The 12,206-nt window shown below is 69.7% G+C and carries 12 protein-coding genes; 7 read left to right on the top strand and 5 right to left on the bottom strand.

The features are described from left to right. Positions 1–142 precede the first annotated feature (142 nt). Complete coding sequence (locus OG241_RS46565; protein ID WP_405824766.1) at positions 143–952, top strand: SDR family oxidoreductase; 810 nt, start codon at positions 143–145, stop codon at positions 950–952. An 80-nt stretch (positions 953–1,032) separates the two neighbouring features. Beyond that, positions 1,033–1,248: a tautomerase family protein gene (locus OG241_RS46560; RefSeq protein WP_405824764.1), complete on the top strand. Its 216-nt coding sequence runs from the start codon at positions 1,033–1,035 to the stop codon at positions 1,246–1,248. 68 nt (positions 1,249–1,316) lie between these two features. Here OG241_RS46560 and OG241_RS46555 read toward each other — a convergent pair whose 3' ends face one another. The 3 genes from OG241_RS46555 to OG241_RS46545 all read right to left on the bottom strand — a co-directional run bounded on the left by OG241_RS46555 (position 1,317) and on the right by OG241_RS46545 (position 3,534). Continuing rightward, complete coding sequence (locus OG241_RS46555) at positions 1,317–1,919, bottom strand: hypothetical protein (protein ID WP_405824763.1); 603 nt, start codon at positions 1,917–1,919, stop codon at positions 1,317–1,319. Between the two features lie 68 nt (positions 1,920–1,987). Beyond that, on the bottom strand, positions 1,988–2,392 hold the full coding sequence (locus tag OG241_RS46550) for a hypothetical protein (RefSeq protein ID WP_405824762.1): 405 nt from the start codon (positions 2,390–2,392) through the stop codon (positions 1,988–1,990). Continuing rightward, the gene (locus tag OG241_RS46545) at positions 2,389–3,534 is read right to left on the bottom strand and encodes a molybdopterin-dependent oxidoreductase (RefSeq protein ID WP_405824760.1); all 1,146 of its coding nucleotides are present in this window, start codon (positions 3,532–3,534) and stop codon (positions 2,389–2,391) included. Before OG241_RS46545 ends, OG241_RS46550 begins: the two co-directional genes overlap by 4 nt. 299 nt (positions 3,535–3,833) lie before the next feature. Between OG241_RS46545 and OG241_RS46540 the strand changes: the two genes are divergently transcribed. Further along, positions 3,834–5,342 (top strand): DUF1996 domain-containing protein, encoded by a 1,509-nt coding sequence (locus tag OG241_RS46540; RefSeq protein ID WP_405824758.1) that lies wholly within the window; start codon positions 3,834–3,836, stop codon positions 5,340–5,342. A 26-nt stretch (positions 5,343–5,368) separates the two neighbouring features. Here the strand turns inward: OG241_RS46540 and OG241_RS46535 are convergent, their stop codons facing one another. Continuing rightward, a complete protein-coding gene (locus OG241_RS46535; protein WP_405824756.1) occupies positions 5,369–6,634 on the bottom strand; it encodes a MalY/PatB family protein in 1,266 nt (421 codons plus the stop codon). 150 nt (positions 6,635–6,784) lie between these two features. Here OG241_RS46535 and OG241_RS46530 point away from each other — a divergent pair, with 150 nt between their 5' ends. The 3 genes from OG241_RS46530 to OG241_RS46520 all read left to right on the top strand — a co-directional run bounded on the left by OG241_RS46530 (position 6,785) and on the right by OG241_RS46520 (position 9,753). Further along, positions 6,785–7,870, top strand: a complete 1,086-nt coding sequence (locus OG241_RS46530) for a GDSL-type esterase/lipase family protein (RefSeq protein WP_405824754.1) — start codon at positions 6,785–6,787, stop codon at positions 7,868–7,870. A gap of 281 nt (positions 7,871–8,151) precedes the next feature. After that, positions 8,152–9,483 carry a Gfo/Idh/MocA family protein gene (locus OG241_RS46525; protein WP_405824752.1) on the top strand — a complete coding sequence of 444 codons (1,332 nt, stop codon included), beginning with the start codon at positions 8,152–8,154 and terminating at the stop codon, positions 9,481–9,483. Positions 9,484–9,624: 141 nt separating this feature from the next. Continuing rightward, a complete protein-coding gene (locus tag OG241_RS46520) occupies positions 9,625–9,753 on the top strand; it encodes a hypothetical protein (protein ID WP_405824750.1) in 129 nt (42 codons plus the stop codon). Between the two features lie 10 nt (positions 9,754–9,763). On the opposite strand, the gene OG241_RS46515 is transcribed toward OG241_RS46520, so the two are convergent. Continuing rightward, entirely contained in the window at positions 9,764–10,732 is a 969-nt protein-coding gene (locus OG241_RS46515) for a helix-turn-helix transcriptional regulator (protein WP_405824748.1), read from the bottom strand. On the opposite strand from OG241_RS46515, the gene OG241_RS46510 reads away from it, so the two are divergent. Further along, complete coding sequence (locus OG241_RS46510) at positions 10,710–12,182, top strand: FAD-binding oxidoreductase (protein WP_405824746.1); 1,473 nt, start codon at positions 10,710–10,712, stop codon at positions 12,180–12,182. The genes OG241_RS46515 and OG241_RS46510 overlap by 23 nt on opposite strands. The last annotated feature ends 24 nt before the right edge of the window (positions 12,183–12,206 follow it).

The following is a 12,206-nucleotide window of genomic DNA, read 5'->3' as shown; positions in this document are numbered from 1 at the left end:
CAGGGGACGTCAACCCCAGGGTGGACAGAGCCCTGGCTGATCGTCCCGCCCGGGACGACTGTGGTGTGCACGGCGGGCCGAGCCGACGGCTTCGGGCCCGCAGCCCCACCACACCCGCTTCCTTCGCACACCGGAGATTTCCATGCCGAATCCGAATCCCACCGCCCATCAATCCGGCGATGTCAGTGCTGCCGGTGCAGTCGACTTCGCCCCCGACCCCGACCGTCCGCGCGTCGCCGTCGTCACCGGCGGCTCCCGAGGTATCGGGCGCCGAGCCGTGACCCGACTGGCCGCCGACGGATTCGCGGTGGTGGTCGGCTACGCGGGCAACCAGAAGCTCGCCGAGGCCGCCGTCGAAGAGGTCACCGCCGCGGGCGGCCGAGCCGTCGCCGTACGCGCAGACGTCGCCGACGAGCGGGCGGTGGCCGACCTGTTCGACACCGCCGCCTCGGAGTACGGCGGTGTCGACGTCGTCGTCCACGCGGCCGGCCGGGCCCATACGGCGCTCATCGCCGACCTGGATCTGACGGAACTGGACGCGTTGCACCGCACCAACATCCGCGGCACCTTCGTCGTCGCCCAGCAGGCCGCCCGCACGGTGCGCCGGGGCGGGGCTGTCGTCTTGTTCTCCACGTCCGTGGTGGGGCTGGCGTTCCCTGGTTACGGCGCCTACAGCGCGAGCAAGGGCGCGGTGGAGGCGGTGACGCTCATCCTGGCCCGCGAGCTGCGCGGCCGGGACGTGACCGTCAACGCCGTCGCGCCCGGCCCCACCGCCACCGACCTGTTCCTCGACGGCAAGGACGAGGAGACGGTGGCCCGGCTGGCCGCACAGCCACCGCTGGAACGACTCGGTACCCCGTCCGACATCGCCGAGACCGTCGCCTTCCTGACGTCCCCGGCCGGTCACTGGATCAACGGCCAGGTCGTCCGCGCCAACGGCGGCATCGTCTGACCCGGCCGACCGGCCGGCGGCATCCCCACGACGCCCCGCACACAGTCCCGTACAGAACTGCTCGCAGAGAGAGAACCGTCATGCCGTTCGCGAATTTCAAGGTCCCCGCCGGCACCCTCACCGAGAAGCAGAAGGAGCAGATCATCACCCGCACGACCGAGCTCTACGTCGACATCTACGGCGAACGAGCCCGCGCCACCACCCTCGTCCTGGTCGAGGAGGTCACCGACGGCGGCTGGGGCATCGGCGGCAACGTGCTGACCCTCGCCGCGCTCCAGCAGGCGCCGGAGAACTGAGAGCTGACCGGGGCGCCGTACGGCGTCAATCGGCGCCGGTGCAGGCGGAGTTCCTCGGGTTCTCGGAGTTACCGCACCGGCACCTCCTCGGCGGGCCGGGTCGCCGCCACCGTCAGGAGGGCGAACGCCAGAGCGAAGCCGAGCATGGTGAACACCCCCTTGGGCCAGAAGATGTGGCTGTCGACGAACGACCAGCAGGCCGCGGACAGCACGGCGGCGCCGGGCAGCACCCGCACCCCGTGCCGCCGCCCGAGCACCGCACAGGTGGCGAACGAGGCGACGGCGAGCCCGTACACACCGGCCCGGCCCAGTTCGTCTCCCACGGCGAACAGGTGGCCGGCCGCGCCGTGGACGCCGTGGTCCACCACGGTGCCGGCGGAGATGCCGGCCACCGCGTCAAGACCGGAGTAGTAGGCGGCGAACCAGAGGCAGCCGGCCCACGAGAGAACCGTCAGGGCCCCCTCCGCGTCCCGGCGCGGCCTGCCCCACAGGGGAACGACCAGTCCGAGGACGAGGAGCGGGAAGACGGGCAGCAGGACGATGTGCAGCCCGGCCCAGTGGCCGGCCGTCGCCGCCGTCAGATGCCGGGGATGCATCAGACCGGCGGCGGCCAGCAGGAGCGGAGCGGCGGTGACCAGAACGGTCACACGCACGGTACGGAGGGATCGCATCCGGTCAAGCTAGGCGGCCGTCCGCTGTTCGAACGGCCGCGGTCATCACACGTAAGACCTCCGTAACCTCATGCGACGGGCCTACGACGGCTGTGCCTGACTTTCCGCACGATCAGCCACACCGCCGTCACCGACGCCACGACCACCAGCGCGACCAGCCAGTTGCGTGGATAGTCCAGCGGCAGCACCGACGAGTTGGCCTTCCGGCCCGGCCGTAGCAGCACCGGCAGCGCCACCGCCGTCAGCGCACCCGCGACCAGCAGCGCCCCGCGGACGGGCCCGCGTACACCGCCCCGCACCAGCGCCATCCCGATCAGCAGCACCACCGGGGCGATCAGCACGTCGTGCAGCACGATCGCCCCGCCCAGCCACACCAGCACACCGGGCAGGTCACGGACGTCCGTCAGCAGGGACACGCCGACACCCATGAGGGCCAGGCCCGCCGCCCCTGCCACCACTCGCAGCGTCCTCATGCCAGCACCTCCAGTCGGCCGACCCACTTGGTCTGCAGCACACCCGGCCGGTTGGGGGCGATGAGCCGCGCCGGATAGCCGTGGTCGGGTTCGAGTTCCGCACCGTTCAGACGCAGGGCCAGCAGGGTGAGCGGGTCACGGGCATGCGCGTGGCCCATCTCCGACACCCGGTAGCCACCGCGCAGCTGCAACGACATCACCCGCACGCGCGCGTCCTCCGGCGCCCCCGCCCGCTCCAGCAGGTCCACCACACGTACGCCGGTCCAGTGCGCCGACTTGCTCCAGCCCTCCACACAGGCGATCGGCAACTCCACCTCGTGCTGCGGCAGAGCCCGCAGCTCGTCCAGGGTGAGGGTGTAGGGGCGCGGACCCGCCACGACCAGGCGGTACTCCTCGGCGGAGACCCGGCCGACCCCCGCCGCAGCGGCGGTCCGGTTGACCGGCAGGCCCTGGGGCCCCTTGTCCGGGTCACGGGGCGCGAACAGGATGAAGTCCTTCAACGGGGTGAACGCCTGTCCGACGGTGGTGAGGGTGACGGCCCCGACGGCCGCGCCCACCGCTGCCAGCAGCGAACGCCGGTCCGGGCCGTCCTGCGCGGGCAGCGCGAGTGTTCCGGGCGACCGGCGGCTCCAATGCGCCTTGATCTCAGGCGCCTTGACCGCGATGTGCAGGACCAGTGCCCCTACGACCAGCCACGCCACGGCGTAGTGCACGGGCACGAACGAGAACGGCCACGGATACCACTGGGCCGCGTTCAGCAGCCCCGTCGCCAGCTCGAAGACGGCGCCGGCCACGAGCACGGCGACCGACAGCCGCTCCAGGGCATGCCGAACCGAACGCAACGGCGGCCACGCGAACAACCGCGGGTACACCGTCCACAGCTTGGCCAGCAGCAGCGGTACCGCCGCGATTCCCGAGGCGACATGCAGTCCCTGGGTGAGCCGATAGCCCCACGAGGGGCGACTCGGCAGGCTGTCGGCCAGCCATCCCGGGGGATGCTGCATGAGGTGACTGAGCAGGCCGGTGAGGAAGCACAGGACGAATGCCGGCCCCAGCCACCGACCGATCACGGTCGCCGTGCGGGCGTCGTGCAGTCTGCCCCTGAACTCGGGTGGAGAGACACTCAGTTTCATGCCTTCCATCCCACTCCGCGCACGGCCGTTTCGGAACGATTGAACTCTTACGGAACAGGGACATCCGACGGCGGACCAGCCTCTTCGGGGGGCCTGGCGCATGAGCGGATCCGCGGAGCAGCAAGTTCTTACGGAGGCATGACATGCCGCGAAGGACCCGCCCTCACGCTGGTCCCACCCGTAACGATGGCCACAGCCGAACACCCCATGCCTGACAGCGAGTTGCCTGCCACGGCGTGTCCGGGGTCCGCACGGACCAAGCCGATTTCATCCGCACTCACCTGATTCGAACCCCGCAGAGGAATCCCATGCGACGCAATATGCGCAAGCGATCGAAGACGACGCAGCGAGCCGTGGCCGCCGCGGCAGGCCTGGCCCTGGGGGCGGGAGGGCTCATAGCGGTCAACGTGTACGCGTCCGCCCACGAGAGTGGCGACGGCGGCTCGGGGTACCGCGCGTCCCAGGGGCAGGCGAACCAGGTCCTGGCGGCCGGAGCCTCCACCATCAGCTGTCCCGACGTCCGCATGAAGCTGCCCGGGGTCCCCGACCAGGCCCGAGGACAGGTCGACAGGGAACTCGCACTCCTCGACCAGCAGGTGGCCGAGGCGTACCAACGACTGCGGAATTCGGCCCGGGCCATCCAGCAGGACAGCAACTTCGCCAACAACGCGATCATGGGTCCTCTCAGGGACAAGCGGGCCGCGACCATCGACCGGATCGCGATCGCCATCGGCAGGTCGGGCGCCAGGCCGCAGGGCCTCGAAGCCCTCGCCACCTGCTCACTGCGCGCCGCCGGCAACCAGCAGGGCACCGGCCAAGGGCAGGGACAGGGCAACGGCGCCGGTCAGAACGGAAACGGCGGCAACAGCGGCAGCGGTGGTGACGGTAATGCCGGCAACGGTCCGGTGGCCGCCGACTTCGTGGACATCACCAAGGTCCAGCCGAACGTGCGCAGCCCACGCCCCTCACGCGGTGCTTCCACGGGCACCTTCACCACGCGGTGCGGGGTCAACGCGAACAAGCTGTACAACTCCGACAACATCATCGTCGCCCCCGGTGTGACCAACGGCGCGCACCACACGCACGACTACGTCGGCAACCAGGACAACGACGCGTTCACCACCAACGACGAGTTCGCCGCCGCCGCGACGACTTGCCGCAACCAGGGCGACAAGTCGACCTACTACTGGCCCGTGCTGCGCCTGCAGGACGGCACCCGCGAGTTCGACGCCAAGCAGCTCGGCGGCGGCGCCGAGGGCAACACCGGCCGGATCCTGACCGCCTCGCGCGTCACCCTGAACTTCGTCGGCAGCCCGCGCGGCAAGGTCGTGGCGATGCCCAAGTTCCTGCGGATCATCACCGGCGACGCCAAGGCGTTCACCAACGGGACCGCGAACGCCAACGCGGCCTGGAGCTGCACGGGATTCGAGAACCGGCAGCTGACGGACAGGTACCCGATCTGCCCCCAGGGCAGCAGCCTGGTCCGTACGTCCTCGTTCCAGAGCTGCTGGGACGGGCGGACCCTGAACATCGACAGCGCCAACCACCGCGCCCACGTCGCGTTCGCCGACCGGCGGACCGGTGCCTGCCCGACCGGCTTCAAGGCCATCCCGCAGCTGGTCCAGCGCCTCGTCTACGACGTGAAGGCTCCCAGCCTCAACGACAACGGAAAGACCAGCCCGTTCTACGCGGTGGACGGCTTCCCGGAGCAGATGCACAAGCCGATCACGGACCATGGCGACTTCATCAACGTCTTCGACGACAGCCTCATGAACCAGCTGGTCCAGTGCGTCAACACCGGCCGAAAGTGCCGATGACCTCACACCACGAGTAGTCGGAGTGGTCAAAGTAGAGCGGCGGTGCGTCCCATGCGGGTGACCGCCTCGGTGAGGACGGACTGGGAGGTGGCGAAGTTGAGGCGGACGTGCCCCGCTCCTCCCGTTCCGAAGATGTGGCCGGAGGAGAGAGCCACCTTGGCGTGCTCCAGGAACAGCCGTGCGGGCCCGGCCTGGTCGGTGACCACCGCGAGGTCCGTGGTTTCCTCGTCCGGGCTGAGGGCGAGGGACCGGCAGTCGAGCCACGCCAGATAGGTTCCCTCCGGCCTGGCGTAGCCGACCCCGGGCAGGTGTTCGGCGACCAGCCGGCCCAGCAGGGTGCGGTTGGCGTCGAGCCCGGCCAGCAGCGCGTCGAGCCACGCGTCGCCGTGCCGGAAGGCCGCCGTGTGGGCGATGACGCCCAGGAGACTGGCGCCGTGGTGCACCTCCTCGGGCATCCGGCGTAGCTCTGCGGCGGCCTCGGGCCCTGCCACGGCGAGCGCGGCCTTGATGCCGGCGAGGTTCCATCCCTTGGTCGCCGACATGAGCGAGAAGGCGTCCTCGGCCCCGGGCACGCTGAGGTAGGGCGTGAACTCCGCGCCCGGCAGTACGAGCGGGGCGTGGATCTCGTCGGCGACGACACGGACCCCGTAGCGGCGGGCCAATGCGGCCACGGCAGCGAGCTCCTCGTACGTGTGGACCGTGCCGGTCGGGTTGTGCGGATTGCTGAGGAGATAGGCGATCCTGCCTTTGCCCCTCTGTTCCCGGGCATGCCGGAACGTCTTGTCGAGCGTTTCCAGGTCGATCCGGTGGTCCTGACCCAGTGGCGCTTCGACGATCCGGCGGTCGTCGTGGGTGACGAAGGCGTAGAAGGGTGCGTACACCGGGGAGTTGACGACGACCGGGTCACCGGGCTCGGTGATCAGCCGCAGGACCTGGACCGCACCCATCATCACGTCCGGGATCAGGGCGACCCGGTCGACGGCCACTCCGTGCCAGTTCCAGCGCCGCGCGGCGAATTCGGCCAGTGCCTCGGCGAACTCGGTTCCGACGGGGTACCCGGTGTCACCGGTCTCGACAGCTTCGTGCAGCGCGTCCGCGACCGCCGGGGCGAGCGGGACGTCCATCTCCGCCACCCACAGGGGCAGGACGTCAGCCGGATACGTACGCCATTTCATGCTCCGGCGCCGACGGAGTTGTCCGAGCGAGAGCTCTTCCAGAGGGTTCACCGGCTCTCCGCCACCCGCACCGCCACCAGCCGAACCACGCCCTCCACATGCCGTCACCTTCAGCATTGGACCGCCATCCCGATCTCGACGCAAGCGCCCGGAAGCGCACCCTTCTTGACGCGTAACTGACAACAGTGGCTTGATGTACTGGAACGTGGGAGCGCTCCCACGACTCACTCGCGGTGAGCCGACAACACAGCCAGGGAAGGGATCACCATGCGAAGTACCCGCAACCTGTCCCCCTTACGGATCTTTCTGGCCACGCTCCTGCTGTCCCTCGGCGTGGCACTCGCACCCCCCGCCGCCGCGGCACCCGAAGCCGCGGCGGCCGTGCGCATCATGCCGCTGGGCGACTCGATCACCGGCTCGCCGGGCTGCTGGCGGGCCATCCTGTGGAACAGTCTGCAGAGCGCCGGATACACGAACATCGATTTCGTCGGCACCCTCAACCAGCAGGGCTGCGCCCAGGCACACGACGGCGACAACGAGGGTCACGGCGGCGAACAGGTGACCGCCGTGGCGGATCAGAACCTACTTCCGGCCCGCCTCGCCGCCACCCGGCCCGATATCGTTGTCATGCACTTCGGCACGAACGACGTGTGGAGCAGCCTCACCCCTGACCGCATCCTCGCCGCCTACACCACACTGGTGCAGCAGATGCGGGCGTCCAACCCGGACATGAAGATCCTCGTCGCCCAGTTGATCCCGATGAACCCCGACAACTGCACGGCCTGTGCCCAGCGTGTCGTCGACTTCAACGCGCGGATCCCCGACTGGACCCGCGCGACGAGCACCGGCCGCTCCCCCGTGACGGTCGTCGACCAGTGGACGGGCTTCAACACCGCCACGGACACCTACGACGGCGTGCACCCCTCCGACGCCGGCAACCAGAAGATCGCCGCGCGCTGGTACCCGGCCCTGAGCGCACTCCTCGTCAAGGGCGTGCCGGGCGACCCCGGTGACCCGGGTGGCGAGGAGCCCGCCTGTACGGCCACCTTCCGGGCCGTCTCCTCCTGGCAGGGCGGCTACCAGGGCGAGGTGACGGTCACCAACGCGTCCGTCTCCCCCGTCTCGGGCTGGACCGCGACCGTCGTACCCGCCACGGGCGCACGCCTCACCCAGCTCTGGAACGGCAGCCTCACCACGGCCGCCGACGGCAGCACCACCGTCACCAACGCGGCCTGGAACGGCACCCTGGCTCCGGGCGCGAGCGCCACCTTCGGCTTCATAGCCACCACCCCGGCGACGGCCGGGACCCCCTCGGCCACCGTCGGCTGCACCGCGCGAGCCTCCGTTTCCTGACGGGCGAAGCGGGCACTTCGACCACCTCGGCCATCTTCCGGCGAGCGCCTCACGCACCCTGTCCGCGAGTGCGTGAGGGGCTCACGAGTCGGGGATCCTCTCTCGGTGCTCGGTGCTCGGTGCTCGGTGCTCGGTGAGGAAGCCGCGCGTGCACGCGCACGGTGGGGAGATGACGGGCCGACCCGACCCGCACAACACCGGCAGCGGTGTACGGCCTTGAGTGCCAGGCAGACTGGGAGGCCGAGCGGTACACGTCGTTCTCCCCACCGAATGGAGACAGCATGTCCTCCGCCACCGCACGCCGCCGCGCAGCGGTGGTCGGTCTGGGTGCCCGTGCCCGGCTGTTCACCCGGGCTCTGGCCGGTCCCTACGCGGACCGGTTCGAGCTGGCCGGCTTCTGCGATGTCAACTCCCACCGGATGGCGGTCCACAACGGCTGGCTGGCGGACGCCGATCCCGGCCGGACTCCTGTACCGGCGTACGCCGCCGAGGACTTCGACGAGATGCTGCGCCGCGAACGGATCGACCTCGTCGTGGTCTGCTCCGTGGACCGCACCCACGACGACTACATCGTGCGCGCCCTGGAGGCGGGCTGCGACGTGGTCACCGAGAAGCCGATGACGACCGACGCCGACCGGGCCCGGCGCATCCTGGACGCCGTCCGGCGCACCGGCCGCGAGGTGCGGGTGGCGTTCAACTACCGCTACAACCCGGTGCATTCGGCCGTACGGGAACTGATCGCGGCCGGGGAGATCGGCGAGGTCGGCTCGGTCCACTTCGAGTGGCTGCTCGATCTCAGCCACGGCGCCGACTACTTCCGGCGCTGGCACCGCGACAAGGCCGACTCGGGTGGCCTCATGGTCCACAAGGCAACCCACCACTTCGACCTGGTCAACTGGTGGCTCGGCTCCCGGCCGGAGACCGTCTTCGCGCAGGGCGGCCTCTTCTTCTACGGCGACGAGGCCGGCCGGCGCCGGAAACTCGCCCGGGACTACACCCGCGCCCACGGCTCCCCGGCGGCCCGGGACGACCCCTTCGCCGTACATCTGGAGGACTCGCCGGTGCTCAGCGCGCTGTACCTGGAGGCGGAGGCGGAGGACGGCTACCACCGCGACCAGAACGTGTTCGGCCCCGGCGTGACCATCGAGGACGACATGGCGGTCCTGGTGCGCTATGCGACCGGCGCGACACTGACGTACCACCTGACGGCGTACGCGCCCTGGGAGGGATACCGGATCGCCTTCAACGGCAGCGAAGGGCGGCTGGAGCTGCTGGTGGAGGAGTCGACGTGGACGCGTCCACGCCTCCGGACGATCGGCTCCGATCCCGTGCTGCGCGGCGCGGAGGCCGACGACACCGCCGGCCGTACCGAGTTGACGCTGCGCCGCTTCTGGGAGGAACCGCGCGCGATCGAGGTCACCACCGGCGAGGGCGGCCACGGGGGCGGCGACGCGCGCATGCTCCAGGATGTGTTCGGCATCCGGGTCCAGGACCCCCTCCACCGTGCGGCGGACGCGGCCGACGGCGCCCGTTCGCTGGTCACCGGTCTGGCGGCGAACCGCTCCTTCGAAACGGGCCTGCCGGTACGGACACGGGATCTGCTGGACCTCTGACGAAGGTCGGAGGTCTCGTACGGCGGGCCCGGGCCTCCCGGTAGTCGTCCCCCTGGTGGTGTCCGCCCTGCCGAATCGGGAGGACTCTGGGCAATGTTGCGCTGGCGAGCTTGTCGGTGCCGGTCGGTCGAAGGAGATGTGATGACCGCGGTTCCCGCTGGCAACAACCCGCAGCAGAAGGTGGGACAGGAGGCTCTCCACCCGCGCTACGAGTGGCGGCTGCAGGAGCTGATGGCTGTCCGCAAGAACTGGTACAGCACGACGTCCTAGCTGTTGCGGGTCAGGGCGTTGGTGGCGGCGCGTAGTGGTGGGCGAGGTCGGTGGCGAGGACGCGGAGGCGAGCCCTGGCTTCGGTGGGGCCGTGCACCGTGATGGTGCTCCCGAACTGCAGGAGTGCTCGCACGTCCTCCAGGTGCAGGAAGCGGATGGTCACCTTGTGGCCGGTGGCGGATTCTTCGTGGTCGTCCCGGACGAGTCGTTGGCCGAAGATCCGTTGCGCTCGCTCGATCTGCGTCTGGTCGATGGTGGCGCTGACCTCTGTCGCGTGGTCGTGTTCCCACTGAGTGATGAGCGCCGCGGCGACGGTGGCCAGGGTCTGGTCCTCGCGGATCCGTCGTGGCTGGTCGACCTCTCTCCACGTCGTGATCCGTTCGAGTCGGTACAGCCGTGGCACCCGGGCACAGTCGGCGACGAGGTACCAGGTGCCGGCCTTGGCGAACAGCCCGTAGGGATCCACGACCAGGTCGCGTGGGCATGGCTCGCGTGTGCTGTCGTACTCGATCCACAGCCGGCGGCCTCGCCGCACCGCGCCGATCAGCGCAGCCGGAGTCGTGCCGGAAGCTCGTACCTGATGCCAGGGGCGGCTGTCCACGTGCACCACGTCGGTGAGCGGAAGGAGCTGCTCATGAACTCGATGTGGCTGTGCAGCGGCGATCTTGGAGAGCGCGCGCCGGCTCTCGACCGATGCGTCGAGCTCCGCACGCTGCTTCTCGTCCAGCCCGGTGAGCGACAGCTGATCACGCTCGCCCGGTGTGAGTCGCGTGAGGTCGAGCCCGGATCCGGGCAGCAGGGTCACGCCTCCGAGACGGCCCCGTTGCGCGGTCACCGGCAGACCGGCGTCGCGGAGCCAGTTCAGATCCCGGGTGATGGTTCGAAGGGACACCCCGAGCGCTGAGGCGAGTTCCTGTGTGGTCACGGCACCCCGCGATGTGAGGAGCAGCATCAGGTTGAAGAAGCGATCTGGGGTCACACACCCGATCTTTACAGGAATTGCGACACGATGCGGCGCATATTCCGGTCAGGCTGGTGGCCGCGTACCTACGACCTGCCTGTTCGCCGAGTGGGTGCGCGCATGCACCCGCCGATCCAGAAAGGTGCTCGCGATGAGTGCCAGCACTACCGACGCCGAATCACCGGTGGCGTACCACCCAGGGTCTGCCGAGTACGACGAGCACCGTGCCGGCTTCCAGTTGCGGGAGCGACATCGGCCGGCCCACGTGGTGGCGGCACGGGATGCCGACGACGTCGTGGCGGCTGTCCGGCACGCCGCGGAGGCAAGTATGCCGATCGCGGTCCAGGCCACAGGGCATGGACTCGCCAACCCGCTCGCCGGTGAAGGTGTATTGGTGTCGACGCGAAGGATGGACAACGTCGATGTCGACCCCGGCGCCGGCACCGCACGGGTGGGCGCTGGAGCGCGGTGGCGCGACGTGATCGAGGCCGCCGCACGCTACGGTCTGGCACCGCTGTCCGGGAGCATGTCCGGCGTCGGCGCTGTCTCCTACACGCTCGGCGGCGGCATCGGGCTCATGGCTCGTCGCTACGGCTTCGCCGCGGACCATGTCACGCGCTTGGAACTGGTCACCGCCGACGGCTCCCTGCTGACGGTTTCGGAACACGAGGAGCCGGACCTGTTCTGGGCGCTCCGCGGCGGTGGCGGGAGCTTCGGCATCGTGACCGCGCTGGAGATCGCTTTGATGCCGGTCGCCAGGCTGGTCGGGGGCGGTCTGATGTTCGACCTGGGCGAGACGCCGGAGGTGGCCTCAACCTGGTTGCACTGGACGGCGACAATGCCCCAGGAGATGACCTCGGCGATGACCACGCTTGAGGTTTCCAAGCGGCACATGGCCCATGTCCAGATCGCCTTCCTGGGTTCGGCTGCGGAGGCCGACGAGTTGGTGGCCCCGTTGCGGGCGTTGAAACCTGCGTACGACGGTTTGCGGGAGATCCCGTACCGGCGGTCCGACACCGTCTTCAGTGAACCGGATCAGCCGCATGCGTATGTCGCCGACAACGTCCTGTTGCGGGCGATCGACGAGGAACACCTCCGCGACGCCATCGCCACCTCGGCGCCGGGCCGGTCGGTTCCCTCCATCATCTCGGTTCGTCATCTCGGTGGGGCGCTGTCCACTCCGCCGAGGGTGCCGAACGCAGTCAGCCACCGCGAGGCGAAGTACCTGCTGTGTGCGGTGGCCCCGACAACCAAGTCGAACGGCGCAAGTGCGCGGGCGCTGCAGGATGAACTGTTGGCCGGCTGGTCCGGGACCGCCGTAGGAAGCTCGCCGAACTTCACCCTCGGACGACCCGACCAACGTACCGCCGCAGCGCCGTTCGACGCCGGGCGTCGTGACCGATTGCTGCAGCTGGCCCGTAAGTACGACCCCGCCGGACTGTTGCACCCCAGCTTCGTCATCGCCTGAGCACCTCCTACGAAAGGTTGACCG

It is taken from the genome of Streptomyces sp. NBC_01390 (assembly GCF_045040105.1).
GTDB lineage: Bacteria > Actinomycetota > Actinomycetes > Streptomycetales > Streptomycetaceae > Streptomyces.
The sequence above is the reverse complement of the archived record's forward strand: the minus strand, read 5'-3'. Positions and strand labels throughout refer to the sequence as shown.

Bases quoted from the DNA above. Each gene is read 5' to 3' on its own strand.
- OG241_RS46565 (WP_405824766.1), top strand. From the start codon at position 143: ATGCCGAATCCGAATCCCACCGCCCATCAATCCGGCGATGTCAGTGCT.
- OG241_RS46560 (WP_405824764.1), top strand. From the start codon at position 1,033: ATGCCGTTCGCGAATTTCAAGGTCCCCGCCGGCACCCTCACCGAGAAG.
- OG241_RS46555 (WP_405824763.1), bottom strand. From the start codon at position 1,919: ATGCGATCCCTCCGTACCGTGCGTGTGACCGTTCTGGTCACCGCCGCT.
- OG241_RS46550 (WP_405824762.1), bottom strand. From the start codon at position 2,392: ATGAGGACGCTGCGAGTGGTGGCAGGGGCGGCGGGCCTGGCCCTCATG.
- OG241_RS46545 (WP_405824760.1), bottom strand. From the start codon at position 3,534: ATGGAAGGCATGAAACTGAGTGTCTCTCCACCCGAGTTCAGGGGCAGA.
- OG241_RS46540 (WP_405824758.1), top strand. From the start codon at position 3,834: ATGCGACGCAATATGCGCAAGCGATCGAAGACGACGCAGCGAGCCGTG.
- OG241_RS46535 (WP_405824756.1), bottom strand. From the start codon at position 6,634: ATGCTGAAGGTGACGGCATGTGGAGGGCGTGGTTCGGCTGGTGGCGGT.
- OG241_RS46530 (WP_405824754.1), top strand. From the start codon at position 6,785: ATGCGAAGTACCCGCAACCTGTCCCCCTTACGGATCTTTCTGGCCACG.
- OG241_RS46525 (WP_405824752.1), top strand. From the start codon at position 8,152: ATGTCCTCCGCCACCGCACGCCGCCGCGCAGCGGTGGTCGGTCTGGGT.
- OG241_RS46520 (WP_405824750.1), top strand. From the start codon at position 9,625: ATGACCGCGGTTCCCGCTGGCAACAACCCGCAGCAGAAGGTGGGACAG.